Genomic DNA, 23,225 nt, shown 5'->3' with positions numbered 1-23,225 from the left:
GGCGACGGCGGCGGGGCAGGTTCGACGGTGATCCATTTTCCCGCGCAGCGCCGGGGCCCGCTGAGCGCGCTGAGCCTGCGGCTCGCGGCCGCCCTGGGGCTGGTCTTCGCCGTGGTGGCGGCGGTCTACCTGGACCGGGACGGCTACCGCGACGTCAACGAGGACGGCCTCACCCTGCTCGACTGCTTCTACTACGCGGTCGTCTCGCTCTCCACCACCGGCTACGGGGACATCACCCCGGCCGCGCCGTCGGCCCGGCTGGTCAACGTCCTGTTCATCACGCCGGCCCGGGTGCTCTTCCTGATCATCCTGGTCGGCACCACCCTGGAAGTCCTGACCGAGCAGTACCGGACCGGCCGTCGCCTGTCGCGGTGGAGGAGAGTCGTGAAGGACCACGTCATCATCTGCGGCTACGGCACCAAGGGGCGCAGCGCGGTCAACGCTCTGTTGGAGAACGGCCTGGACCGGTCGCGGATCGTGGTGGTGGAGCGCAACGGCGTCGCACTGCGGCAGGCCACGTCGGCCGGGTTGGTGGCGATCGAGGGGTCGGCGACCCGGTCGTCGGTGCTGAACGAGGCGCACGTCAAGAACGCGAAAGCAGTGATCATCGCGACCGACAGCGACGACGCGTCGGTGCTGGTGGCGCTGACCGTCCGGCAGCTCACGGCCGGGCAGGTCCGGATCATCGCGGCGGCGCGGGAGGCGGAGAACGCCCCGCTGCTCAAGCAGAGCGGCGCGCACCACGTGATCGTCTCCTCGGCGACTGCGGGCCGCCTGCTCGGTCTCTCGACCTCGGCGCCGCCGCTGATCGACGTCGTGGAGGATCTGCTGACTCCGGGGCAGGGGATGGCGTTGGCGATGCGCTCGGCGGAGCGGGACGAGGTGGGCCGTTCGCCGCGTGAGCTGGACTCACTGGTGATCGCCCTGGTGCGACGGGGCAAGGTGGTCACCCTGGCCGACAAGGCCGGCGCGGTGATCGAGACCGGCGACATGCTTGTGCACGTCCGCGACGACCGCCCGCAGTCCGCGGCCTCGGTCTGACATTCCGGGGCGTCAGCAGGCGTCCGGTTCGCCGACGCTCAAGGCTTCGGTGCAGGTGATCGGTGTCGTGGTGACCGCCCGCCGCAGCAACGAGTAGAGCGTCTCCCGCTCGGCCGGCTCCAGCGCGCCCAACACCTCGTCCTCGACACCCGCGAGGGCGCACTCTGCCTCTTTGAGGCGTTTCATCCCATCTTCAGTCAGTTCGACGACGTGTCGCCGGCGGTCCTGGGGTGAGCGTCGCCGCTCGACGAGATCCTTCGCTTCGAGGTCGTTGAGCAGCCCAACGATGTTGGTGCTGTCCATTTCCAGGGTGCCCGCGAGCGACTGCTGGCTGATGCCGCCACCCGCCCGCAACACCGTGAGCGCGACCAGGTGCCGCGGTCGCAGGCCCAGTGGCGCGAGCACCGACTCGGCCCGCAGGCGCATCCGCCGCGCCAGGTGGTCCAGCAGGGCGCCCGAGCGGTGCTCCGAGGGCTCCAGCGGCAGGGCGGACATGTGACCCAGTCTACCGACGCCACGGAACATCTGCCTGCTATAAATAGTTGGTGCAACACAGACGATCCTTGGAGGAGGAATCATGAACCTGCTGCATATCGATTCGAGCATCCGGGGCGACTGGTCGGTCAGCCGGCAGCTCACGGCCCGAGCCGCCACGGCCTGGCGCGCGGCGCACCCCGACGGCACCGTGACCTACCGCGACCTGGGCGCAGAGCCGCTGCCGCACCTGGACTCCGACGGCGGGCTGGCGCGAATGACGCCGCCGGACCAGCACACCCCCGCCCAGCGCGCGTCGTGGGAGCTCAGCCAGCGCCTCGTCGACGAGGTGAAGCAGGCCGACGTGGTCCTGCTCGGGCTGCCGCTCTACAACTACGGCGCGCCCAGCAGCGTCAAGTCCTGGGTCGACCACCTGATCGTCGCCGGCCTCACGTACGACCCGGACACGCAGGAGGGCCTGCTCAGCGGTCGTGAGTTCGTGGTGGTGGCCACGCGCGGCGGCGGCTACGGCGAGGGCACCCCGCGGCACGGCTGGGACCATGCGGAGCAGTGGCTCCCGCACGGTCTGTCGATGACCGGCCTGGAGCCGCGCTTCATCAGCACGGAACTGACCCTGGCGCCCACGGTGCCGGCGATGGCCGAGCTGATCCCCCTGCACGAGGCCAGCCGCACCGCGGCCGAGAAGGAGATCGACAACCTGTGGACGCCGGCCTCGGCCCAGCGCTGAGACGGCACCCGACACAACGAGAGCGGCCGCCCCGGATCGGGGCGGCCGCTCTCGTTCAGGTCCGACGGGTCAGAGGATCGTCCAGGTGTCGCCACCGCTCAGCAGGCCCGCGAGCTGCTGCTCAGGCGTCTCGGTGACCTTCGCCCTCGCCGTCGCCAACTGCTCCTGCACCACGCTGTCGTAGGACGGCCGGTCCACCGAGCGGAACACGCCGATCGGCGTGTTGCGCAGGTCCAGACCGGGCAGCCGGGACAGCGCGAACGCGTACGCCGGGTCGGCCACCGTCGCGTCGTGTACGACGATCTCCTCGGGGCGTACGGAGTTGGTCTCCCGGACCTCCAGCCCGAACGCGCCCGGCGGGTGCACCACGCAGAACCGACCGTCCGCCCCGAAGGTGATCGGCTGGCCGTGCTCCAGGCGGATCAGGTAGTCGTCCCGGGTGGACGGGTCCTTGAGCTGCTCGAACGCCCCGTCGTTGAAGATGTTGCAGTTCTGGTAGATCTCCACGAACGCCGAGCCCTGGTGCTCGGCGGCGGCCCGCAGCACCGACTGGAGGTGCTTGCGGTCGGAGTCGATCGTGCGGCCGACGAAGCTGGCCTCCGCACCCAGAGCGAGCGAGAGCGGGTTGAACGGCGCGTCCGCCGACCCGGCCGGCGTCGACTTGGTGATCTTGCCGACCTCGGACGTGGGCGAGTACTGCCCCTTGGTCAACCCGTAGATCCGGTTGTTGAACAGCAGGATCTTGAGGTTGACGTTGCGCCGCAGCGCGTGGATCAGGTGGTTGCCGCCGATCGACAGCGCGTCGCCGTCGCCGGTAACCACCCAGACCGACAGGTCCGGACGGGACACCGACAGGCCGGTCGCGATCGCCGGCGCGCGGCCGTGGATCGAGTGCATCCCGTACGTGTTCATGTAGTACGGGAAGCGTGACGAACAGCCGATCCCGGAGACGAACACGGTCCGCTCGCGGGGGATGTTCAGCTCCGGCATGAACTGCTGGATGGCCGCCAGGATGGCGTAGTCACCGCAGCCGGGGCACCAACGCACCTCCTGGTCGGACTTGAAGTCCTTGGCGGTGAGCTTGAGGGCGACGGGCTCAGACATTCTTCAGGACCTCTTCCAGCGTCGTCTCCAGCTCGGCGGCCGTGAACGGCAGGCCGCGGACCTGGTTGTAGCTGATCGCGTCGACCAGGTAGCGGGCCCGGATGACGTGGGCGAGCTGGCCCAGGTTCATCTCCGGGATGACCACCTTGTCGTAGGAGCGAAGCACCTCGCCGAGGTTCGCCGGCATCGGGGCCAGGTGCCGCAGGTGCGCCTGGGCGATGGACAGGCCGCGCTGGCGGACGCCACGGCAGGCCGCCCCGATCGGCCCGTACGTCGAACCCCAGCCGAGCACCAGCACGCGGGCGTCGCCGTCCGGGTCCTCCACCTCGATGTCCGGCACCGGGATCGTCTCGATGCGGGCGGCCCGGGTGCGGACCATGAAGTCGTGGTTCGCCGGGTCGTACGAGATGTCGCCGGTCTTGTCGGCCTTCTCCAGCCCACCGATCCGGTGCTCCAGGCCCGGCGTGCCGGGGATGGCCCACGGGCGGGCCAGGGTCTCCGGATCGCGCAGGTACGGCAGGAAGGTGGTGCCGTCGTCACCGTTGGGCGCGGTGGCGAAGTCGACCCGCAGGTCGGGCAGCGACTCGACGTCGGGCAGCAGCCACGGCTCGGAGCCGTTCGCCACGTAGTTGTCCGACAGCAGGATCACCGGCGTGCGGTACGTCAGCGCGATCCGGGCCGCCTCCAACGCCGCGAAGAAACAGTCCGACGGCGACTTCGGCGCGATCACCGCGACGGGCGCCTCGCCGTGCCGGCCGTACAGCGCCATGTTCAGGTCGGCCTGCTCGGTCTTGGTCGGCATGCCGGTCGACGGGCCGGCCCGCTGCACGTCCACGATCACCAACGGCAGCTCCAGCGCCACCGCGAGGGAGATCGTCTCGCTCTTGAGCGCCACACCCGGGCCGCTCGTGGTGGTCACACCGAGCGACCCGCCGTAGGAGGCGCCCAGCGCCGCGCCGACCGCGGCGATCTCGTCCTCGGCCTGCATGGTCAGCACGCCGAAGCGCTTGTGCTTGCTCAGCTCGTGCAGGATGTCCGACGCCGGCGTGATCGGGTACGCGCCGAGGAAGACCGGCAGGCCCGAGCGGACCCCGGCGGCGACCAGCCCCAGCGACAGCGCCGCGTTGCCGGTGATGTTGCGGTAGGTGCCCGGATGCATCTTCGCCGGCTTGACCTCGTAGCGGACCGCGAAGTCCTCGGTGGTCTCGCCGAAGTTCCAGCCGGCCTTGAAGGCGGCGACGTTCGCGGCGACCAGCTCGGGGCGGGACGCGAACTTGCGCTCCAGGAAGCGCAGGGTCGACTCGTACGGCCGGGAGTACATCCACGAGAGCAGGCCGAGGGCGAACATGTTCTTGGACCGTTCGGCGTCCTTCTTGGACACCTGGTGTTCGGCCAGCGCGCCGACCGTCATCGACGTCAGCGCCACCGGGTGGACGACGTAGCCGGCCAGCGAGTCGTCGTCGAGTGGGCTGCTCTGGTAACCGACCTTGGCCAGGTTGCGCTTGGTGAACTCGTCGGTGTTGACGATGATGTCCGCGCCGCGCGGCAGATCGGCCAGGTTGGCCTTGAGCGCCGCCGGGTTCATCGCCACCAGCACGTTGGGCGCGTCGCCCGGGGTGAGGATGTCGTAGTCGGCGAAGTGCACCTGGAAGCTCGACACGCCCGGCAGGGTGCCGGCGGGAGCCCGGATCTCGGCGGGGAAGTTCGGCAGCGTGGAGATGTCGTTGCCGAGCTGCGCCGTCTCCGAGGTGAACCGGTCGCCGGTCAACTGCATGCCGTCGCCGGAGTCGCCGGCGAACCGGATGACCACCCGGTCGAGTTGACGGATCTGCTTGGTCACTGTGCCACCTTCGTTCGCGACTGCGGGCTCGCAAGCGCTGTCGTTCCCCACCCAGAGCCTACGTCGAAGGGACCCCCGGGCCTGCCCGGAGGTCCGCCGACTGAGACCGGATCAACGCCGAAATTGCCGTGGAATGTGGGGTTTCGCCCCGCCCGCCGTAATTCAGATCACCGTCCGCCGGCCCGGGACGACCCCGGCCGGTGGCGGCCAGGGTCGTCGATCGATCAGTCGGTGGGCGGGGCCGGGGACTCGCTCGCCTGTCCGCCGAGCCGGCGCCGCAACGAGGTGGTGGCCAGCGTGAGAGCCAGCACCACCAGCAGCGCGGAGACCGCGACCAGGATGACCGCGGTGCGCTGGACCGAGGACATGCTGTCGTCGGTGGTGGCGCCTGCCGGCAGTACGCCCTGGGAGCCGGTCGGCGCGGGCGGCGAGACGACCGGCGTGGCCAGCGCCGCCGCCGCGGTGATCCGGAAACTCATCTGCAACCGCCGGGTCGCGCCGTTGCGCGGGTCGAGTTGACCGACCACGGCCCCGGACAACGGCGCCTCCCGCTGGGCCTGCGGAGTCGCCTCCACCGGTAGCCGCAGCTCACGGGTCTCGCCGGCGGACAGCAGACCCGCGTCGCACCGGGTACGGGACGCGTCGAGAGCCACGCAACCCGGCGGTGGGGCGGGCGCGCTCACCCCGGACGGCAGGACCACCTCCACCAGCCCGGTGGCGTCCACCGTGCCGGTGTTGCCCAGCCGCACCGCGAGGGTGCTCTGCGCGCCACTGATGTCGAACGCGACCTCGTCGGCGGCCAGCGAGATCCCGGGCACCGGCGGACCGGGCGGGAACAGCACCGCGAAGCCCTGTTCGTCGGCCACCTCGCCGGGTGTCCCCGGCACGTCCGCGACGACCCGTACCGAGCCGCTGAGTGGCATCCGCTCCCAGGCGTCGCCGGCGACCCGCAGCCGGATCAGGCTGCTGAACCGGGTGCCCGCCTCGGTCGTCCACGCCCCGCAGCGGTACGCGCCGCCACCCTCGTCGACGCACCCGTTCGTGCCGGCGTCACTCAGCCCGGCCGGCAGGGTGTACGACAGCCGGACCCGCTGCGTGGCCGTGCCGGTGTTGGCCACGGTGACGCGCAGCGTGGTGGTCGTACTGGGCGCGTTCCAGTACGACTCCGAGAGGGAGACGTCCTCGGTGGTCACCTGTACGCCGAGAGGGCTCGGCGGCGGTGCCTGCGTGCCGCCCGGCGCCGGCGGGTTGACCGGTGGGACTGGGGGTGCGGGCGGCCCGGCCGTCGGCGGATGGGTGGCGCCGCCCGGGGCGGGAGCGCTGGTGACCGGTGGCCCAGGAGCGGTGGTCGGCGGGGGCGCCGGCGGTGTGGTCTCCGGTGGTGCTGCGGTGGTCGGCGGGGCCGGGTCGGTCGGCGCGGGATCGCCGCCCGGATCTTCGGTCGGAATGGGTTCCTGCGGCCCAGTGGTCTCCGGGTCCGGGTCGGGATCGGGTGCCGACTCCGTCACGGCGGTGACCGGATGGGCGCGCGGCGCCGCCGCGCTGGCGAGGGCCGGTGCGACGGCCAGCGCCGCGAGCAGCCCGAGCGCGAGCGACGTTGCCAGCAGGGGGGTGGGATGCCGCCCTGCGGCCCAGCGATCGGGCGAAACCTTCACGCGGGCCATCTGTCCTCCGGTTGCGGGGGTGGGAATCCAATACTCTTAATAGTTGCCCCGGTGCACTAGTCCCACCTGGAAACAAATCCGTAACGTGTTGGGGACGGTCTCTCCGGGGCGGGCGGTAGGCTCCGGGCGTGACCGGTTACCTGGGCTCGTACGCGACGCTCGGGCTCTTGCTGCTCGTCAGCGTCCTGTTCTTTGTGACGGCGTTCTCGGCCAACCGGGTGTTACGTCCCGCCCGCCCGGCCGACCCGTTCGGCAAGCGGGCCAGCTACGAGTGTGGGCTCGACCCGGTCGGCGGGGACTGGGCGCAGATGCAGATCCGCTACTACGTCTACGCGTACCTCTACGTGCTGTTCGCGGTCGAGGCGGTGTTCCTGTTCCCGTGGGCGGTGGTCTTCGACCGACCCGGCTTCGGCTTGGTCACGGTGGTGGAGATGGCGCTCTTCGTGGCGGTGCTCGCCCTCGGCCTCCTCTACGCCTGGCGCAGAAACATCCTCCGCTGGACCTAACCCCCCACCCCATCCCGGGTGGGGGGGGTTAGGCCAGGGCTCTTCTGGTGGCTGTGGGTGGGCGGTCGCCGCGGATCGAGGCCACCATGTCCAGCACTCGGCGCGTCGGCCCGACCTGGTGGGCCCGGAACACGCGGGCGCCCAGCCAGGCGGAGACCGCCGTCGCGGCGAGCGTGCCCTCCAGGCGCTCGCCCACCGGAAGGTCGAGCGTCTCGCCGATGAAGTCCTTGTTGGAGAGCGCCACGAGCACCGGCCAGCCGGTGACGGTCAGCTCGCCCAGCCGACGGGTGATCTCCAACGAGTGGCGGGTGTTCTTGCCGAAGTCGTGCGCCGGGTCGATGAGGATCCCGTCGGGGCGTACCCCCTCCGCCACCGCGCGCTCGGCGAGCCCGGTCACCGTCGCGACCACGTCGGTGACCACGTCGTCGAAGGCGGCGCGGTGCGGCCTGGTCCGGGGGGTCAGGCCGCCGGCGTGCGAGCAGACCAGCCCGGCGCCCGTGCTCGCCGCGACCCGGGCGAGCGCCGGGTCGACGCCCGACCAGGTGTCGTTGAGCAGGTCCGCGCCGGCCGCCGCGGCCTCCGTCGCCACCTCGGCGCGCCAGGTGTCGATGGAGATCACCACCTCCGGGAACGCGGACCGTACGGCGACGATGGTGTCCACCGTGCGTCGGATCTCCTCGGTCACGTCCACCTCGGTACCCGGACCGGCCTTGACCCCGCCGATGTCGATGATCTCGGCGCCCTCGTCGACCGCCCGTTCGACCGCCCGGAGCGCGCTGTCCGCGGCGAAGGTGGCGCCCCGGTCGAAGAACGAGTCCGGTGTGCGGTTGACGATGGCCATCACCACCAGCTCACCCGGCGCGAACGTCCGCGAACCAAGCCGAAGTGCCCCGGCCATGCCGCCTCCCGCCTCCTGCGCGCCGTCGCCGCTGCTCCGGCCGCCACCGACGCTAGCCGGTGCGTGCGGGCACGCGTGGGGCGGGCGTGGGCGTCGATGGGTGATCGGGGTGGTGGGGTCGCTACCGGCGGGCTGTCGTGCCACGATCAGTGCATGGGTCAGCTTCTGCTCCTCCTGGTCGTGGCGTTGACCGTCGCGGCGGTTGTTTTCGGCGTGACGGTGCTGGTCGGCGGGCGCGATCCCGGTCTCGCTCCGACGGAACCGGATTCGCAGGCCGTACCGCTGCCGGGCACCCGGCCGCTGCGCGAATCCGACGTCGGCGCGGTCCGTTTCGACACCGGTCTGCGTGGCTACCGGATGGCACAGGTCGACCAGGCGATGCGCCGCGCCGCCTACGACATCGGCTACAAGTCCGAACTGATCGGCGTGTTGGAGGCGGAGGTCATCGCGTTGCGCGAGGGCCGGACCGACGACGCGGACGTGCTGCGCCGGGCGCGGGAGCAGTCCGCCGGTGCGGCGCCCGACGCCACGGCAGCGGAGCCCGCGGCCACCTCCTCGGCGGCCGACGCGGACGGCGTGGCACCGGCGACCGATTCGGCGGTGGATGCCGACGGTGTCGCCCCGGCCACGTCTTCGGCTGTGGATGCCGACGGTGTCGCCCCGGCCACGTCTTCGGCTGTGGACGCCGACGGTGTCGCCCCGGCCACCTCTTCGGCTGCGGATGCCGACGGTGTCGCCCCGGCGACCGACGAGGCGAGCATCCGCACGCCCGCCGACGACGCCGCGCCCGGGGCCGCCCGGGGCGCCGGACAGCAGGGCGCGGTGGTCCGGTCGGAGTCGGCGTGACCGGCCCGGAGGGCGCCGATGCTCTCCGGGAGGCGGCCCAACCGGGCGCCGGTGAGGTGACCGCCACGGTCATCGTCAACGCGCCGGCATCCCGCGTCTTCGCCGCGCTGCTCGCCTGGGAACGGCAGTCCGACTGGATCCCGTTCACCCGGGTCCGGGTCGTCGAGGGCGACGGGCGCGAGGGCAGCCGGATCGAGGCGGTGACCGCGCTCGGCCGGGCGACACTGCGCGACGAGATGCTGGTGGTCCGGGTGGACGAGCCGTACGAGATCGGCGTGGTGCACCACGGCCAGGTGCTGCGCGGCCCGGGTGTCCTGCGCTGCACCGAACTCGGGCAGGCCCGTACCCAGGTCGTCTGGCACGAGTGGTTCCACCTGCCCGGCGGCGCGGCCGGCCGGCTCGCGTGGCCGGTGCTCTGGCCCGGTTCCAAGCTGGGCCTCACCCAGGCGCTCAAGAGGTTCGCGCGGCTGGTCGAGCAGGGCCGCCTGCCCTGACGGCGTCATCGACCGGTTGAGCACGGGCTGTCGGTGCGATGGCCTAGCGTGTGCGACGTGAGTGACCTGGTGATCGGCGCCGACGGGCTGGCCCGCTGCGCCTGGGGGGCGAGCACCCCGGACTATGCCGTCTACCACGACACCGAGTGGGGTCGGCCGCTGCACGGCGACGACGCGCTCTACGAGCGGATGACCCTGGAGGCGTTCCAGTCCGGCCTGTCGTGGCTGACCATCCTGCGCAAGCGGCCCAATTTCCGGCTGGCCTTCGACGAGTTCCACATTCCCACCGTCGCCGGCTACGACGACACGGACGTGACCCGGCTGCTCGCCGACGCCGGCATCGTCCGCAACCGGGCCAAGATCGAGGCGGCGATCGCCAACGCCCGCGCCGCCCTCGACCTGCCCGACGGGCTGTCCGCGCTGCTCTGGTCGTTCGCGCCGGAGCGCCGGCCGGCCCGTCCCGCCTCGTTCGCCGAGCTGGCGCCGATCACCGCCGAGTCGACGGCGATGGCCAAGGCACTCAAGAAGCGCGGCTTCCGGTTCGTCGGCCCCACCACCGCGTACGCCCTCATGCAGGCCACCGGGATGGTCGACGATCACATCGTCGGCTGTCACGTCACCCTCGACACCCGCCCGTGATGGGATGACAGGCATGACGACCGAGACCGCGTACCGGGCCGACGGGGCCGGCCACGCCGACGGGCCGGGCACCTGGGCCGTGCTGCTGCCCGCCGAGCGTTACGAGGCCGAGCGGCTCGTGCACCACGACTCGCTGAAGCTGACCGGCCTGACCGACGCGGGGCGGCCGGGCCCCGGCGACCGGGTGGCGGTGCTGGCCGACGCGCCGCCGCGCCTGGTGGCCCTGGGTCGGGTCGCCGCGCCGACGCAGCGGCACCGTGAGGACCCGGACGACCCGCAGTCCCCGGTCGAGCCGGAGACGCTCGTCGTGACGTACACCCGGCGGGCCTTCGACGAGCCGGTGCCGGCCGACCTGCTCACCCTCGACGGGCCGGTCACCGCACTGGATCCGGCGACCTTCCGGGCGCTGGCCGACCAGCTCGGCCCGCCCCCGGCGCGGCGTACCTGGCTGGTCAGCCTGGACCTGCCGATCGAGGCCGGCACGCCCGCCGAGGCGGTACGCCTGTTCTGGTCGTACGTGCAGGAGTTGGGGCCGCGTGAGCTGCCCGCCTTCGTCGCACCGTCCGGCGACGAGCTGGCCATGCAGGCGTTCGTGCTCGGCGCGGAGGCCAACCAGGACCCGGAAGAGGACGATTAGGCCTGGAACAACTTGTCGAGGCGTCCCCGCCAGTCGGCGAGCACCGGGCCCGGGTCGGTGTCCAGCACCCGTTCCAGCAGCGTGGCGTAGACGTCCCGGAAGTCGGTGGTGTACTTCAGGTCCCCGTCGTCGAGGTCGGTGAGGCTGGGCGCGTCCCCGTGCCAGCCGCCGCGCACTCCCGCGCCGAGCAGCAGCATGTCGGACGCGGTGCCGTGGTCGGTGCCGTCCGAGGCGTTGGCCCGGACCCGGCGGCCGAACTCGGAGTAGACGGCCACCACCACCTTGCGGCCCGCCTCGGTGCGGCTCATCCGGTCGGCGAACCTGGTCAACGCCCGGTCGAGCTGACCCAGCAGTACGGCCTGCAACTGCTTCTCGTCGGCGTGCGTGTCGAAGCCGCCGAGCGAGACCGAGAATGCCCGGGTGGACACCCCGGCCTCCACACACTGCGCGACCAGGTCGAGTTGCGCGTCCAGGGGCGTACCGGCCCCTCCGGTGGCGGTGGCCGGCGCCTGGTCGCCGTCCGGGTCCGTCGTGTCCGGGTCGGCGGAGTCGCGGACCTCGCGGATCATCTCGTCCACCGAGCGCATGTCGGCGAAGCAGGCGGCGGCCCGGGCGCGGGCCGGCGACTCGCCCGCCTCGGCGGCGGCGAACGCCTTCAGCGTGTCCGCCGAGAGCCCCTTGGCGGCCTTGCGGTCGGTCACCGGGACGGCTGCGCCCGCGCTGCGCTCCCCGGCGAGCAGCGGCGGCAGCGCCGGCTCGAAGGAGACCGCCAGTCGGGGGTCGCCGCCCGCCCGGTCGAGCCAGCGGCCGAGCCAGCCGGTGGTGCCGGGCCGGTCCGGTTGCGCGGTGTGCCAGATGTCCATCGACCGGAAGTGGCTGCGGTCCGGCTTCGGGTAGCCGATTCCGCGCACGATCGCGAGTCCACCGGTGGACCAGCGCTTGTGCAGGCCCTCCAGCGCCGGGTTGAGGGCGAAGTCGTCGTCGAGGCGACGCACCTCGCTGTCGGGGTACGCCAGCTCGGGGCGGGCTGCCCGGTAGGCCGGGTCGCCGTACGGGATGACGGTGTTCAGGCCGTCGTTGCCGCCGTAGAGGGTCACCAGCACCAGTGTCTGTGACTGCGGGTCGCGGTCTCCGGCGGTGTCCAGCAGGTCCCGCAGGCTGTACGCGCCCGCTCCGGCGGCCAACGCGCCCGCGCCGACCACCCCGCTGGTGAGCAGGAACCTGCGTCGGGTCAGGGTGTCCATCTTCTCGACTCCTTCCGCTCAGCTGACGGTGTACTCGGGGCTGACCAGGCCGGCAGCCAGTAGTTTTCGAGGTTCGCCGGCCAGCGGGGTCAGGGCGGCCCGGGTACGGGCGCTCCATCCGTCGACGACGAGTAGCCGGGCCAGGGCGTCCGCCCGTCCGGCGGTGGGCGCGGCGGTCAGCCGGTCCAGCAGCGCGGGACGGGCCGCGGCGGCGAGCATGCCGGCCAGTCGGAGTCGGCCCTGTAGCGACGAGGTGGTCAGCCAGGCGGGGCCGGCCGGCCAGCCACCCACGCTGGGCGGTCGCAGCGGCACCTGGTCCAGGGCGCTCAACCCGCTCAGCAGTTGCTTGCGCTGCTGCTCGGGCAGTTCCTTGGGGCGGATGCCGAGCTGTCGCAGCGCGCCGACCGTCCACTCCACGGGCTGCTTCACCAGCGTGCCGCGGGTCTGGGCGAAGGCCGGTGACGAGAACAGCGCCCGCAGGGTGGCGACGGTGTCCGCGCCCGCCAGGCCGTCCGGCGTCGGGACGTCGGTGCCGGCGTAGCGGAACCAGAGCCGCCGGGCCACGAACGTCGCCGCCGCCGGCTGGGCGGCCAGCAGTCCGGCGTACGCCTCGGCGTCGAAGCGGCCGTTCTGTCCGAGGATCGTCTTCTCCCCGGGGTCGTGTCGTTTGGCCTCGAAGCGGGCCACCCCGGTACGGCGGTCGACCGTCCAGCCGGTCAACGCCCGCGCGCCGGCCTTCACGTCGGCCTCGGTGTAGCCGCCGATGCCGAGGGTGAACAGCTCCATCAGTTCGCGCGCCAGGTTCTCGTTCGGCGCCTTACGGGTGTTCTTCTGCCCGTCCAGCCAGATGATCAGCGCCGGGTCGCGCACCATCGCGGCGACCAGGGGGGCCAACGGCCCGCGCCCGTGCCGGCGCAGCGTCTCCAACTGGCCCTGCATCATCCGCGCCGACTTGACCTTCTGGGCGCTGGTCGCCCAGTGCCCGTGCCAGAAGAAGAGCAGTTTCTCGGTGAGCCCGTCCTCGGCGGCGACCATCCGGTCCAGCCACCACAGGGTCACCTGCGCAAGTTGCTCCTTGCGCTGGGCGTTGGCCTTCTGCCGCTGCTCGCGGGTGGACTCCTTGGTCAGCGCCGCGTACGGGTCGGCGGGCAGGGCCGGCGGTGGCGTGGCCGCCGCGCCCCGGTCGGCTCGCCCCGGGGCGAGCAGGTTGTCCAGGGTCGCCGCCGGCCCGGCCCGCTCGGCCGCGTCCACCTCGTCGGCGGTCGGCCCGAAGGTGGCCCGACGCAGCAGGTGCGCCACCGCTTCACGATCGCTCATGGAAGCCGACGCTAGGCGGCCCGCGTACGAGGACGGTAAGGGCGGGGTGCGAATCGCGTTCAGTGTCCCTCGAAGACCGGTTTCTGCTTGGCGACGAACGCGAGGGTGGCCGCCTTGTGGTCGGCCGTGGCGCCGCAGATCGCCTGGGCCTGGGCCTCGGCCGAGAGCGCGTCGGCGAGGGTGCCGGCGTCGGCGATCGAGAGCTGCCGCTTGATCGCCCCGTACGCGACGGTGGGGCCGGCGGCGAGCCGGGCGGCCAGCTCCTGCGCGGCCGGCAGCACCTGCTCATCGTCGTCCATCAGCCGGGTGAGCAGCCCGAGCCGGCAGGCCTCCTCGGCGCGGACCGGTTCGGCCAGCATCAGCAGCTCCACCGCCTTGGCGTGGCCGACCAGCCGGGGCAGCGTCCAGGACGCGCCGGTGTCGGCCGCCAGACCGACCTTGGCGAAGGCCATCAGGAAGCTGGTGCTCGGCCCGCCGATGCGGATGTCGGCCAGGAAGGCCAGCGACGCGCCCGCCCCGGCGGCCATCCCGCGTACGGCGGCCACCACCGGCTTGGGCAGGTTGGCCAGCCGGGCGGCGATCGGGTTGTAGTGCACCCGGACGGTGCCCAGCGGGTCGGCCGAGCCGTTCTCGAGCGTCGAGGTGTGCTCGCGCAGGTCCTGCCCGGCGCTGAACGAACCGCCCGCCCCGGCCAGCACGACCGCCCGGCAGGACCGGTCGGTCTCCAGCTCCGCCAGGGTGTCCCGCAGCGCCTCCTTCAGCGCGACGTCGAACGCGTTCATCGCCTGCGGCCGGTTCAGCGTGAGGGTGACGACGGCGTCGGTCCGGTCGACGAGCAACGGCTCGGTCACGTGTCTAACGACCCTTCTGTCGAACGATGCGGTTGCCGGCGTCGAGGCACTGCTCGACGTACCGGTCGGCGGCTGGACGCAGGCGGGCCGCGTGCCGGTCGAAGAAGCTGGCCGCGGCGGTGCCGGGCCAGCGCTCGGGCAGCAGCGCCGGGGGCAGCTGCGGATCCCGGAACAGGAAGGTACGCCACGCGTGCACGAGCCGGAACCGGACCGCGTACGCCTCCTCGTCGCTGCTGCGCACGGTGACCGCGCTCAGGAGCGGGCGCTGGTCGGCGACGAACCGCTCGTACGCGCGGCCGATCTCGGCCAGGTCCCACGCGCGACGGACGACGCCCATCGCGCCCGGGGTGCCGGAGAAGTGCGATGCGGTGAACCGTTCGAACCGGATGCCGGCCTCGGCCAGCAGCAGGTCGACGTCCTCGGCGGGGCGGGTCGCGACCCAGGTCTGCTCGTCGAGGGTGCCGTAGCCGAGAAAGCTGAGGGTAGCGGCGAGTCGTTGCCGGTCCCGCCGGGAGCCCGGCGCGTCGAGGACGAGCAGATCGAACCGGCCGTCCCAGGTGACCCGGCCGGTCCGGTAGATCCGGGCCGCCGCCTCGTCGAGTCGTCGGGCGGCTTTTGGTGTGATCGAATATCCCGGTCCGGAGGCCAGCCGGAGCGGGTCGAGCCAGCCTTGACGCACCATCCGGGAGACGGCGGTGCGAACGGCGGGCGGCGCGATTCCCAACGGCGCCAGTAGCTTGACCAGGGCGGCGACCGGTGCGCGGCCACCCCTCGGTCGGAGATGGTCGCCGTACAGGTCGAAGAGTGCCGACCGTGCCTGCATGACCGCACATTGTGACAGGCCTTCTCAAGATAAGCTAGATGCTGTTACATCAATGCTGCTCCGGTTTGGGTCCGGCGGTGTTCATCAGGGAAAATCGTCTGTCGACACCCCCGCGAGCGTTGCGGGTGGTCGTGACGAAGTGGCTGTGGGGCAACCCACCGACCCTGGTGTAGGTCTGAGGGGAGACAACATGGCGGCGATGAAGCCGCGGACGGGCGACGGTCCGCTGGAAGTCACCAAGGAGGGTCGGGGCATCGTCATGCGTGTCCCGCTGGAGGGCGGTGGCCGGCTCGTCGTCGAGATGACTCCCGACGAGGCCAACGCGCTCGGTGACGCGTTGAAGGCAGCCGCCGGCTGAGTGAGGGACGACCCGGACGGCGTACGCCGGTCGGAGCGTTTCTTGGACCCTGAGCCACCGGGAGCGCCGGTGGCTCAGGGTCTTCATATCTGTGCGCGGGCATGGCCCGATCCACTTTGTGAAACTTCCTGGAGGTGCGGTTCCGCGTGCTCGCCATCCGTCCGCTCGCCGAGCCCGAACGGCTCGACGTCCTCGTCCTGCCCGTACGCCCCACCGAGCCGGCGGCGGGAGGTGACGTCTCGGCGGAGCCGGCGCCGACCGCGGTGACGCCGCCGGACGGCACCGCCGACGAGGCGGCCGCGCTGGTGCCGGCCGCCCGACTGAGCGGACGGGCCGGCGAGATCAGCACGCAGCTGCGTCCCGGGCGCGACCCCGGTCAGCTGGTGCTGCTCGGTATCGGCGACGGCGGGGAATCCTCCTGGCGGACGGCCGGCGCGGCCCTGGCCCGCTCTGCGTCAGATGAGACGCATATCACTATCGCTCTGCCGGCCGGGGTGACTGCGGCCGCCGTGCGCGGGCTGACCGAGGGGTTGCTGCTCGCCTCGTACCGGTTCCGGCTGACCGACGCCGACCAGCCGCCCGCGCTCGACGGCGTCGACCTGCTGGTCACCGACCCGGCGGCCCACGAGGAAACGGTCGCCACCGCGCGGACCACCGCCGCGATGACCCGTCTCGCGCGCGACCTGACCAACATGCCCTCCTCGGTGAAGACCCCGCAGTGGTTCGCCGACCAGGCGGCCGCCGCCTCCGCCGACCTGCCGGACCTGCGCCTGACGGTCCGTGGTCCGGCCGAGTTGGCCGCCGAGGGCTTCGGCGGGATCCTCGCCGTGGGCGGCGGCTCGGCCAGCGGCCCGCGTCTGCTGGAGATGGACTGGCATCCCGCGAACGCGCGTACCCACGTGGTGCTGATCGGCAAGGGCATCACCTTCGACACCGGCGGCATCTCGATCAAGCCGGTGCCCGCCATGAAGCTGATGCGCAAGGACATGGCCGGCGCGGCGGCGGTCGTCGCCGCCACCCTCGGCGCGGCGGCGATGCGCCTGCCGGTCCGCGTCACCACCCTGGCCCCGCTCGCCGAGAACATGGTCAGCGGCTCGGCGTTCCGTCCGGGCGACGTCATCCGGCACTACGGCGGGACGACCAGCGAGACGACCAACTCCGACGCCGAGGGCCGACTGGTCCTCGCCGACGCGCTCGCCTACGCGGTGCGGCAGCTCAAGCCCGACCTGCTCGTCGACCTCGCCACCCTCACCGGCGCCAACGCCGTGGCGCTGGGCAAGCGGACCGCCGCCCTCTACAGCGAGAACGACGACCTGGCCGCCGACGTGCTGAACGCGATCGAGGCGGCTGGCGAGGCGGCCTGGCGGATGCCGCTGCACGGCGACTACGTCGAGTACCTGGGCAGCGAGATCGCCGACCTCTACAGCGCGCCCACCCAGGGCGCCGGATCGGTCACGGCGGCGCTCTACCTCCGCGAGTTCACCGGCGACCTGCGGGACCGTTGGCTGCACCTGGACATGTCCGCCCCGTCCTGGGCGGACGGCGACCACGCGGAGTTGAGCCGGGGCGCGACGGGCTGGGGTGTCCGCTCGCTGCTGCGCTGGCTGGCCGCCGTCGACTGACGGTCAGCACTTCACCGCGGCGAGCACCCCGTGGCCGACCGGGAGCAGCGCGGGGATCCAGTGCTCCGACTCCCGCAACGCCTTGATCGTCTCGCGGACCGTCACCGTCCCCGCGTCCCGGGCGGCCGGGTCAGCGATCCGGCCGCCGGCCAGCATCCCGTTGAGCGCGAGCACCCCGCCCGGGCGCAGTAGCCGTAGCGCCGCCTCCACGAAGGCGTGGAACCCGGTGGCCTCGGCATCGACGAAGACGAGGTCGTACGCGCCGTCGGCCAGTCGGGGCAGCACGTCCAACGCGCGGCCGGTGATGATGCGGGTACGGCCGGTGGCGAAGCCCGCCTCGGTGAAGATCCGTCGTGCCATCCGCTGGTGCTCCACCTCCAGGTCGATGGTGGTGAGCACACCGTCGGCACGCATGCCGCGCAGCAGCCAGACGCCGCTCACGCCCGTACCGGTGCCGATCTCCACGACCGCGCGGGCGTTGCCCGCGGCGGCCAGCAGCCGCAACGCCGCCCCCGCTCCGGGTGTGACCGCTTCGAGACCCACCTCGTGGGCCAGGCTGCGGGCGGTGCGGAGCACGAGATCCTCGGTCACGTACGACTCGGCGAACTGCTGAGCCTGGGTCGTCGAACTGCCGGAACCGGCGACCGTGGCGATGGGGCACCTCCGGGCGGCGCGTGGTGCGGGGGGCGGGTTGGCACTGTGAGCGTAGAGGCGACCGGCGCGAGGCGCAGCCGCGCCTCCGTCCTCACCGCGATCACCGGAGGCAACCGCTGACTCCACCGCGCGCATCCGTGCAATCCTGGAAGCGGTATTCCGTCAGTCTCGACCGCGCCGAACCGTGGCCGGGCGAGGCCGCACGGGATCCGGGGGACGGACTGGGAGGCACCGACGTGACCGACGGCTGGGAATGGCGCCGGGACGGTGAGACTCCGGCTCCGGCGCGCCCGCCGGGGGCAGGAGCCCCGCCGGAGGGGCCGCCGGCCACGCCGGGGAGCGGCACCGCGCCCTCGGCCGCCGACACCGCAACCACGGCCGGGGCCCCGACCGTGTCGTACCCGAATCCGCCGCCCCCCACCGCTGGCGCGTCGCCGTGGTGGTCCGACGCGCTCGGCGATCCGTGGCGTGACCCGGCGGCCCCCACCGCGGTCGTGGTGCCTTCGGTGGTGCCTTCCGGCACCGAGCCGGAGCCGGTCACCGACCCGGACGCGCCCGGCCGACCGACGCTGCGACACCTGCTGCTCATCCCGGTGATCACCGCTCTGCTGGCCGGCACCCTCGGCGGCGCGCTGGGCTACGCGTTCGCGGTGCGTGGCGGCGCGGCCGGCACGGTGCTCGGTGCGGCGGCCGCGGATCCACCGGCGTTGGCCCAGCGCAAGCCGGAGTCGCTGGCCGGGGTCGCCGAACGTGTGCTGCCCAGCGTGGTCACCATCCGGGTCAGCAGCCTCGGCGGGACCAGCGAGGGCTCGGGGTTCATCGCCAGCGCCGACGGGCACGTGATCACCAACGACCACGTGGTGGCCGGCAGCAGCGGCAAGGCCTCGGTGGTCTTCAACGACGGCAGTTCCGCTGCGGCGACCGTGGTCGGCCAGGACCCGGAGTCCGACATCGCGGTGATCAAGGTGAACCGGACGGGTCTGCGGCCGGTGGAGTTCGGGGATTCCGACGCGCTGGCCGTCGGTGACCCGGTCCTCGCCGTGGGCTCACCCCTGTCGCTGGCCAACACGGTCACCGCCGGCATCGTGAGCGCCCTGGACCGGACGATGCAGGCCGGTGAGCCGGGCGGCCCGGTGCGCTACTACGCGGCGATCCAGACCGACGCCGCCGTCAACCACGGCAACTCGGGGGGCCCGCTCGTCGACGGCGCCGGCCGGGTGGTGGGCGTCAACTCCACCATCAAGTCGCTGGTGGCCGAGGGGCAGGAGGCCGGCAACATCGGTCTCGCCTTCGCCATCCCGATCAACCAGGCCAAGCGGGTCACCCAGGAGATCATCGGCACCGGCAAGGCCCGGCGTACGGTCATCGGCGCCCAGGTCGGCGGCCCGGGCGCGGGTGCGGGCGGCGGCGTACGACTGGCCGCCGTGGAGCCCTCCGGGCCGGCGGCCGGGGCCGGGCTCAAGGTCGGCGACGTGATCCTGAAGCTCGACGGCCGGCCGATGACCGAGCCGACCGACCTGATCGCCCTGGTCCGCAAGTTCGCGCCGGGGTCGGTGGTGACCGTCGAGTTCCGGCGGGGAACCGCACGACGGAACACGTCGGTGACCCTCGCCGCGGATGCCAAGTGAACAGCGGGTCACCCCCTGCCGGAAAGCCGCCCGACGTGCGTAGTCTTGCTGCTGACGCCGAGAGGAGGCCCACGGGATGTTCGAGAACCTGAACATGTGGGAAGTCGGGGCGCTGCTGCTTCTGGCGCTGTTGATCTTCGGTGACCGGTTGCCTGCCGTGATCAACGACGGCCTACGGCTGGTCCGTAACCTGCGGAACATGGCCCGCAACGCCACCGGCGACCTCAGTCGTGAGCTGGGCACCGACATCCAGCTCGAAGACCTGCACCCGAAGGCCTTCATCCGCAAGCACCTCCTCAGCGAGGAGGACGAGGCGGCGATCCGCAAGCCGCTACAGGGCGTCTACGACAACCTGCGCGCGGACGTCGACGGTGTGCACAACGAGCTGAAGGACGTGGCCAACGCCGCGGACCTGCGCTCGAACGGCACGCGACCCGGCACCACCACCGGTACGCCCTCGACGCCGGCGCCCCGGGTCAGCTACGACGACGCCACCTGAGCCCGGTGCCCGCCGGTGCGGGTCCCGTCGCGGCGGGCAGAAGCGCCGGCCTTGATCGACTCGGTCTCAAGGAAAGCGGCCGATCAACCGGCGCGGGACAGCCCGACTTCCCGAAACCCGAGTTGATCATGGCGCGCCGCCGGAGGCCGAGCGCTGGCGCGGCGTAACCCGCTCAGCGCCCGGCGCGCGGCAGAACCGGTCAGCGCCCGGCGGGCTTGAGGCCGAGCGGCTTGCCGAGCAGCGACTCACGGCGCAGCGCGAGCCGGTCGGCGACGCCGCCGAGCGCCTGCGCGGCCGGGGACTCCGGCGCGGCCAGCACGATCGGGTTACCGGCGTCGCCGGCCTCGCGGACCCGGGTGTCCAGCGGGATCTGGCCCAGCAGCGGCACCTGGGCGCCGATCGTCCGGCTCAGCGACTCGGCGACCGCCGTGCCGCCACCGGCCCCGAAGATCTCCATGCGGGATCCGTCCGGCAGCTCCAGCCAGGACATGTTCTCGATCACGCCGACGACCCGCTGGTGGGTCTGCAGGGCGATCGCCCCGGCCCGCTCCGCCACCTCGGCGGCGGCGGTCTGCGGGGTGGTGACGATCAGGATCTCCGAGTTGGGCAGGAGCTGGGCCAGCGAGATGGCCACGTCGCCGGTGCCCGGCGGCAGGTCGAGCAGGAGCACGTCCAGGTCGCCCCAGTAGACGTCGGCGAGGAACTGCTGCAACGCCCGGTGCAGCATCGGGCCGCGCCACACCACGGCCGCGTTGCCCGAGGTGAACATGCCGATCGAGATCACCTTCACACCGTGCGACTGCGGCGGCATGATCATGTCTTCGACGCGGGTGGGCCGGCCGTCCGCGCCGAGCATGCGGGGCACCGAGTGACCGTAGATGTCGGCGTCCACCACGCCCACGGAGAGCCCCCGGGCGGCGAGCGCCGCCGCCAGGTTGACCGTCACGCTGGACTTGCCGACACCGCCCTTGCCGCTGGCCACCGCGTACACGCGGGTGCGCGAGCCGGGCTGGGCGAACGGGATGACCGGCTCCTCGCTCGCACCGCCGCCGCGCAACTGCGCCTGTAGCGACTGCCGCTGCTCAGGGCTCATCACGCCAAAGTCGATCTCCACGCCGGCCACGCCCGGCACCGCCGCCACCGCGGCGGTGATGTCGGTGCGCAGCTTGTCCTTGAGCGGGCAGCCGGCGACGGTGAGCAGCAGCTCGACCCGGACGACGCCGTCCGCGCCGATCGTGGCGGAGCGGACCATGCCCAGCTCGGTGATGGGCCGGCGGATCTCCGGGTCGTTGACGGTGGCCAGGGCGGCCAGGATCGCGTCCTCGACGGTGCTCACGGGTGCTGACATGCCCGCAATGCTACGTCGCGGGGCATCCCGACCGGCCGCTGGCCGAAGGTGGTGTGAGCCAAACGATGAGCCGTCGTCAGCGCTCGGGCCGGGCGTCGCGGGCGTAGTCGCCGTCCAACTCGTCGCGCGGCTCGTCCAGCCCGGGAAGGTCGGTCGACCGCTGGCTGCCCTTCTCCTGCTGCCGGCGCTCCAGGCGTTGCCGGCGCTGCCCCGCCTCGTCCAGCTCCTCGGCCAGCCGGGTCAGCTCGGAGCGGAGGAAGTCCCGGGTGGCCACCTCGCCGAGCGCGATCCGCAGTGCGGCGATCTCCCGGGCCAGGTACTCGGTGTCCGCCTTCTGCGCCGTGGCCCGCCGCCGGTCCTCCTCCAGGGCCAGCCGGTCCCGGTCGGCCTGCCGGTTCTGGGCCAGCAGGATCAGTGGCGCGGCGTAGCTGGCCTGCAACGACAGCACCAGCGTGAGGAACGTGAAGGTGTACGGGTCGAAGCGCAACCCGGCCGGGGCGAGGGTGTTCCAGCCGAACCAGATCGCGATCACCACCGTCATGACGACGATGAAGTTCGCGGTGCCCATGCCCCGCGCGATCCCCTCCGACCAGCGGCCGAACGCCTCCGCGTCGAACCGGGGCAGGGTGATGCCCCGGGGCTCGCGGGGCTGGTCGAGCCGCTCCGTGCGCCGCTGCTCAGCCACCGTCGCCGTCCGGTACCGCGTCGGGGGTGCCCGGGGCGCTCACGGCGTCCCGGTCACGCCAGTCCCGGGGCAGCGAGTGGTCCAGGACGTCGTCGACCGTGACGGCCCCGACCAGCCGGCTGTTCCGGTCGATCACCGGCATGGCGACCAGGTCGTAGGTGGCCATGCGGCGGGTGATCTCCGGCAGTGGGGTGGTGGGACGCAACGGGTCGATGTCGTTGACCACCACCTTGCCCAACAGGTCGGCCGGCGGTTCGCGCAGCAACGCCTGGAAGTGCACCATGCCCAGGTAGCGACCGGTCGGCGTGTTCTGCGGGGCCCGGGTCACGAAGACCTGCGCGGCGACCGCGGGGGAGAGCTGCGGCTCACGGATCCGCGCCAGCGCCTCGGCGACGGTGGCGTCCGGCGGCAGGATGACCGGCTCCGAGGTCATCACGCTGCCCGCCGTGCCCGGCGTGTACTTCAAGAGCTGGCGTACCGGGTCCGCCTCGTCCGGCTCCATGAGGTCCAGCAGGACGTCCTGCTCCGGTGGGGGCAGCTCGTTGAGCAGGTCGGCGGCGTCGTCCGGGTCCATCTCCTCCAGCACGTCGGCGGCCCGTTCCCGGTCCAGCGCGGCGAGGATCTCCACCTGGTCGTGCTCCGGTAGCTCGCTGAGCACGTCGGCCAGCCGCTCGTCGTTCAACGCGGCGGCCACCTCGTTGCGTCGGGCGTCCGGCAGGTCCTGCAGGGCGTTGGCGAGGTCGGCGGGGCGCATGTCCTCCAGGACGGCGAGCAGGTTCGCCGTACCCCGGTTGTCGGCGATGCCGCTGAGGCCGCGCACCCGGTCCCACTCGACCTGGTGCAGGTGGCCGCGGCGGCTGAGCCGGCCGGTCTGCTCGCGGACCGCGACCCGGGTCAGCGACCACTCGCCACCCCTGGTGCACTCCATGGCGACGTCCACCACCGCGCCGGGCTGGCCGCCCGGGTCGAGCTGTACGCGCCGGTCGAGCAGCTCCTGGAGCACCAGCAGCTCGTTCGGGCGCTTCTCGAAGCGTCGCAGGTTGAGCGTGCCGGAGCCGAGCACCACCGCGTCCGCGTCGATCGACGTGATGCGGTTGATGGAGAGGAAGATGCGCCGACGCATGGGCATCTCGGCGACCAGACCCACCACCTCGGGGGGACGCGTGGTCGCCCGGAGCCGTCCCACGGCGTCACGGACCCGGCCCACCTGGTCGCCGTTCGGATCGAAGACGGCGACTCCGGCGAGGCGGGCGATGTAGACCCGGGTCGGCGTACTCACGGGCACCAGCCTAAGCGCCTAGTGTT

The 23,225-nt window shown here is 72.5% G+C and carries 24 protein-coding genes; 11 read left to right on the top strand and 13 right to left on the bottom strand.

Features of this window, described 5'->3' with window-relative positions; translation table 11 throughout:
• The first annotated feature begins 27 nt into the window (after nucleotides 1–27).
• Complete coding sequence (locus ACIBTX_RS01250) at nucleotides 28–1,041, top strand: potassium channel family protein (protein ID WP_357124339.1); 1,014 nt, start codon at nucleotides 28–30, stop codon at nucleotides 1,039–1,041.
• 12 nt (nucleotides 1,042–1,053) lie between these two features.
• On the opposite strand, the gene ACIBTX_RS01245 is transcribed toward ACIBTX_RS01250, so the two are convergent.
• Nucleotides 1,054–1,536, bottom strand: a complete 483-nt coding sequence (locus tag ACIBTX_RS01245; protein ID WP_357124342.1) for a MarR family winged helix-turn-helix transcriptional regulator — start codon at nucleotides 1,534–1,536, stop codon at nucleotides 1,054–1,056.
• Between the two features lie 82 nt (nucleotides 1,537–1,618).
• Between ACIBTX_RS01245 and ACIBTX_RS01240 the strand changes: the two genes are divergently transcribed.
• Nucleotides 1,619–2,263: an NAD(P)H-dependent oxidoreductase gene (locus tag ACIBTX_RS01240; protein ID WP_357124345.1), complete on the top strand. Its 645-nt coding sequence runs from the start codon at nucleotides 1,619–1,621 to the stop codon at nucleotides 2,261–2,263.
• 69 nt (nucleotides 2,264–2,332) lie between these two features.
• Here ACIBTX_RS01240 and ACIBTX_RS01235 read toward each other — a convergent pair whose 3' ends face one another.
• The 3 genes from ACIBTX_RS01235 to ACIBTX_RS01225 all read right to left on the bottom strand — a co-directional run bounded on the left by ACIBTX_RS01235 (nucleotide 2,333) and on the right by ACIBTX_RS01225 (nucleotide 6,871).
• Complete coding sequence (locus ACIBTX_RS01235) at nucleotides 2,333–3,367, bottom strand: 2-oxoacid:ferredoxin oxidoreductase subunit beta (RefSeq protein ID WP_357124349.1); 1,035 nt, start codon at nucleotides 3,365–3,367, stop codon at nucleotides 2,333–2,335.
• A complete protein-coding gene (locus ACIBTX_RS01230; protein WP_357124352.1) occupies nucleotides 3,360–5,207 on the bottom strand; it encodes a 2-oxoacid:acceptor oxidoreductase subunit alpha in 1,848 nt (615 codons plus the stop codon). Before ACIBTX_RS01230 ends, ACIBTX_RS01235 begins: the two co-directional genes overlap by 8 nt.
• A gap of 224 nt (nucleotides 5,208–5,431) precedes the next feature.
• Nucleotides 5,432–6,871, bottom strand: coding sequence for a hypothetical protein (locus ACIBTX_RS01225; protein ID WP_396831825.1), 1,440 nt, complete (start codon nucleotides 6,869–6,871; stop codon nucleotides 5,432–5,434).
• A 128-nt stretch (nucleotides 6,872–6,999) separates the two neighbouring features.
• Here ACIBTX_RS01225 and ndhC point away from each other — a divergent pair, with 128 nt between their 5' ends.
• Complete coding sequence (gene ndhC, locus ACIBTX_RS01220; RefSeq protein ID WP_357394154.1) at nucleotides 7,000–7,377, top strand: NADH-quinone oxidoreductase subunit A; 378 nt, start codon at nucleotides 7,000–7,002, stop codon at nucleotides 7,375–7,377.
• Between the two features lie 28 nt (nucleotides 7,378–7,405).
• Here the strand turns inward: ndhC and folP are convergent, their stop codons facing one another.
• Entirely contained in the window at nucleotides 7,406–8,275 is an 870-nt protein-coding gene (folP, locus tag ACIBTX_RS01215) for a dihydropteroate synthase (RefSeq protein ID WP_363660056.1), read from the bottom strand.
• Nucleotides 8,276–8,428: 153 nt separating this feature from the next.
• On the opposite strand from folP, the gene ACIBTX_RS01210 reads away from it, so the two are divergent.
• Genes ACIBTX_RS01210 through ACIBTX_RS01195 form a run of 4 tightly spaced genes read left to right on the top strand, consistent with a single transcriptional unit; the run spans nucleotide 8,429 to nucleotide 10,891 of the window.
• Nucleotides 8,429–9,121: a DivIVA domain-containing protein gene (locus tag ACIBTX_RS01210; RefSeq protein ID WP_363660057.1), complete on the top strand. Its 693-nt coding sequence runs from the start codon at nucleotides 8,429–8,431 to the stop codon at nucleotides 9,119–9,121.
• On the top strand, nucleotides 9,118–9,615 hold the full coding sequence (locus tag ACIBTX_RS01205) for an SRPBCC family protein (RefSeq protein ID WP_357124368.1): 498 nt from the start codon (nucleotides 9,118–9,120) through the stop codon (nucleotides 9,613–9,615). The genes ACIBTX_RS01210 and ACIBTX_RS01205 overlap by 4 nt, the downstream gene beginning before the upstream one ends.
• Nucleotides 9,616–9,672: 57 nt before the next feature.
• Complete coding sequence (locus ACIBTX_RS01200) at nucleotides 9,673–10,254, top strand: DNA-3-methyladenine glycosylase I (RefSeq protein WP_357124371.1); 582 nt, start codon at nucleotides 9,673–9,675, stop codon at nucleotides 10,252–10,254.
• A 13-nt stretch (nucleotides 10,255–10,267) separates the two neighbouring features.
• The gene (locus ACIBTX_RS01195; protein ID WP_357124374.1) at nucleotides 10,268–10,891 is read left to right on the top strand and encodes a hypothetical protein; all 624 of its coding nucleotides are present in this window, start codon (nucleotides 10,268–10,270) and stop codon (nucleotides 10,889–10,891) included.
• On the opposite strand, the gene ACIBTX_RS01190 is transcribed toward ACIBTX_RS01195, so the two are convergent.
• From ACIBTX_RS01190 to ACIBTX_RS01175, 4 genes are read right to left on the bottom strand one after another with little or no spacing between them, the layout of a single operon-like run.
• The gene (locus tag ACIBTX_RS01190) at nucleotides 10,888–12,135 is read right to left on the bottom strand and encodes a DUF1501 domain-containing protein (RefSeq protein ID WP_363660058.1); all 1,248 of its coding nucleotides are present in this window, start codon (nucleotides 12,133–12,135) and stop codon (nucleotides 10,888–10,890) included. The genes ACIBTX_RS01195 and ACIBTX_RS01190 overlap by 4 nt on opposite strands.
• Nucleotides 12,136–12,153: 18 nt before the next feature.
• On the bottom strand, nucleotides 12,154–13,452 hold the full coding sequence (locus ACIBTX_RS01185; protein ID WP_357124380.1) for a DUF1800 domain-containing protein: 1,299 nt from the start codon (nucleotides 13,450–13,452) through the stop codon (nucleotides 12,154–12,156).
• A gap of 59 nt (nucleotides 13,453–13,511) precedes the next feature.
• On the bottom strand, nucleotides 13,512–14,303 hold the full coding sequence (locus ACIBTX_RS01180; RefSeq protein WP_357124383.1) for an enoyl-CoA hydratase-related protein: 792 nt from the start codon (nucleotides 14,301–14,303) through the stop codon (nucleotides 13,512–13,514).
• A 4-nt stretch (nucleotides 14,304–14,307) separates the two neighbouring features.
• Nucleotides 14,308–15,126, bottom strand: coding sequence for a PaaX family transcriptional regulator C-terminal domain-containing protein (locus ACIBTX_RS01175; protein ID WP_355049029.1), 819 nt, complete (start codon nucleotides 15,124–15,126; stop codon nucleotides 14,308–14,310).
• 190 nt (nucleotides 15,127–15,316) lie between these two features.
• On the opposite strand from ACIBTX_RS01175, the gene ACIBTX_RS01170 reads away from it, so the two are divergent.
• Together ACIBTX_RS01170 and ACIBTX_RS01165 are read left to right on the top strand one after the other, a co-directional pair.
• Complete coding sequence (locus ACIBTX_RS01170; RefSeq protein WP_007455245.1) at nucleotides 15,317–15,484, top strand: DUF3117 domain-containing protein; 168 nt, start codon at nucleotides 15,317–15,319, stop codon at nucleotides 15,482–15,484.
• Between the two features lie 146 nt (nucleotides 15,485–15,630).
• Nucleotides 15,631–17,106, top strand: a complete 1,476-nt coding sequence (locus ACIBTX_RS01165; protein ID WP_396832121.1) for a leucyl aminopeptidase family protein — start codon at nucleotides 15,631–15,633, stop codon at nucleotides 17,104–17,106.
• A 3-nt stretch (nucleotides 17,107–17,109) separates the two neighbouring features.
• Here the strand turns inward: ACIBTX_RS01165 and ACIBTX_RS01160 are convergent, their stop codons facing one another.
• The gene (locus tag ACIBTX_RS01160; protein ID WP_363660060.1) at nucleotides 17,110–17,697 is read right to left on the bottom strand and encodes an O-methyltransferase; all 588 of its coding nucleotides are present in this window, start codon (nucleotides 17,695–17,697) and stop codon (nucleotides 17,110–17,112) included.
• A 284-nt stretch (nucleotides 17,698–17,981) separates the two neighbouring features.
• On the opposite strand from ACIBTX_RS01160, the gene ACIBTX_RS01155 reads away from it, so the two are divergent.
• A complete protein-coding gene (locus ACIBTX_RS01155) occupies nucleotides 17,982–19,388 on the top strand; it encodes a trypsin-like peptidase domain-containing protein (RefSeq protein ID WP_396832120.1) in 1,407 nt (468 codons plus the stop codon).
• 76 nt (nucleotides 19,389–19,464) lie between these two features.
• Nucleotides 19,465–19,887: a preprotein translocase subunit TatB gene (locus ACIBTX_RS01150; protein WP_357124392.1), complete on the top strand. Its 423-nt coding sequence runs from the start codon at nucleotides 19,465–19,467 to the stop codon at nucleotides 19,885–19,887.
• A gap of 199 nt (nucleotides 19,888–20,086) precedes the next feature.
• Here ACIBTX_RS01150 and ACIBTX_RS01145 read toward each other — a convergent pair whose 3' ends face one another.
• The 3 genes from ACIBTX_RS01145 to ACIBTX_RS01135 all read right to left on the bottom strand — a co-directional run bounded on the left by ACIBTX_RS01145 (nucleotide 20,087) and on the right by ACIBTX_RS01135 (nucleotide 23,199).
• Nucleotides 20,087–21,235, bottom strand: coding sequence for a P-loop NTPase (locus ACIBTX_RS01145; RefSeq protein ID WP_357124395.1), 1,149 nt, complete (start codon nucleotides 21,233–21,235; stop codon nucleotides 20,087–20,089).
• 76 nt (nucleotides 21,236–21,311) lie between these two features.
• Nucleotides 21,312–21,920 carry a DUF1003 domain-containing protein gene (locus tag ACIBTX_RS01140; RefSeq protein WP_357124398.1) on the bottom strand — a complete coding sequence of 203 codons (609 nt, stop codon included), beginning with the start codon at nucleotides 21,918–21,920 and terminating at the stop codon, nucleotides 21,312–21,314.
• Nucleotides 21,913–23,199: a magnesium transporter MgtE N-terminal domain-containing protein gene (locus ACIBTX_RS01135; RefSeq protein WP_396831818.1), complete on the bottom strand. Its 1,287-nt coding sequence runs from the start codon at nucleotides 23,197–23,199 to the stop codon at nucleotides 21,913–21,915. Before ACIBTX_RS01135 ends, ACIBTX_RS01140 begins: the two co-directional genes overlap by 8 nt.
• Between the last annotated feature and the right edge of the window lie 26 nt (nucleotides 23,200–23,225).

The sequence above is a fragment of the Micromonospora sp. NPDC049359 genome, assembly GCF_044466585.1.
Classification (GTDB): domain Bacteria; phylum Actinomycetota; class Actinomycetes; order Mycobacteriales; family Micromonosporaceae; genus Micromonospora.
The sequence above is the reverse complement of the archived record's forward strand: the minus strand, read 5'-3'. Positions and strand labels throughout refer to the sequence as shown.

Excerpts from the sequence above, each read along its gene's own strand:
- ACIBTX_RS01245 (WP_357124342.1), bottom strand. The coding sequence starts at position 1,536 with ATGTCCGCCCTGCCGCTGGAGCCCTCGGAGCACCGCTCGGGCGCCCTG.
- ACIBTX_RS01240 (WP_357124345.1), top strand. The coding sequence starts at position 1,619 with ATGAACCTGCTGCATATCGATTCGAGCATCCGGGGCGACTGGTCGGTC.
- ACIBTX_RS01235 (WP_357124349.1), bottom strand. The coding sequence starts at position 3,367 with ATGTCTGAGCCCGTCGCCCTCAAGCTCACCGCCAAGGACTTCAAGTCC.
- ACIBTX_RS01225 (WP_396831825.1), bottom strand. The coding sequence starts at position 6,871 with ATGGCCCGCGTGAAGGTTTCGCCCGATCGCTGGGCCGCAGGGCGGCAT.
- folP (WP_363660056.1), bottom strand. The coding sequence starts at position 8,275 with ATGGCCGGGGCACTTCGGCTTGGTTCGCGGACGTTCGCGCCGGGTGAG.
- ACIBTX_RS01210 (WP_363660057.1), top strand. The coding sequence starts at position 8,429 with ATGGGTCAGCTTCTGCTCCTCCTGGTCGTGGCGTTGACCGTCGCGGCG.
- ACIBTX_RS01195 (WP_357124374.1), top strand. The coding sequence starts at position 10,268 with ATGACGACCGAGACCGCGTACCGGGCCGACGGGGCCGGCCACGCCGAC.
- ACIBTX_RS01190 (WP_363660058.1), bottom strand. The coding sequence starts at position 12,135 with ATGGACACCCTGACCCGACGCAGGTTCCTGCTCACCAGCGGGGTGGTC.
- ACIBTX_RS01185 (WP_357124380.1), bottom strand. The coding sequence starts at position 13,452 with ATGAGCGATCGTGAAGCGGTGGCGCACCTGCTGCGTCGGGCCACCTTC.
- ACIBTX_RS01175 (WP_355049029.1), bottom strand. The coding sequence starts at position 15,126 with ATGCAGGCACGGTCGGCACTCTTCGACCTGTACGGCGACCATCTCCGA.
- ACIBTX_RS01170 (WP_007455245.1), top strand. The coding sequence starts at position 15,317 with ATGGCGGCGATGAAGCCGCGGACGGGCGACGGTCCGCTGGAAGTCACC.
- ACIBTX_RS01150 (WP_357124392.1), top strand. The coding sequence starts at position 19,465 with ATGTTCGAGAACCTGAACATGTGGGAAGTCGGGGCGCTGCTGCTTCTG.
- ACIBTX_RS01145 (WP_357124395.1), bottom strand. The coding sequence starts at position 21,235 with ATGTCAGCACCCGTGAGCACCGTCGAGGACGCGATCCTGGCCGCCCTG.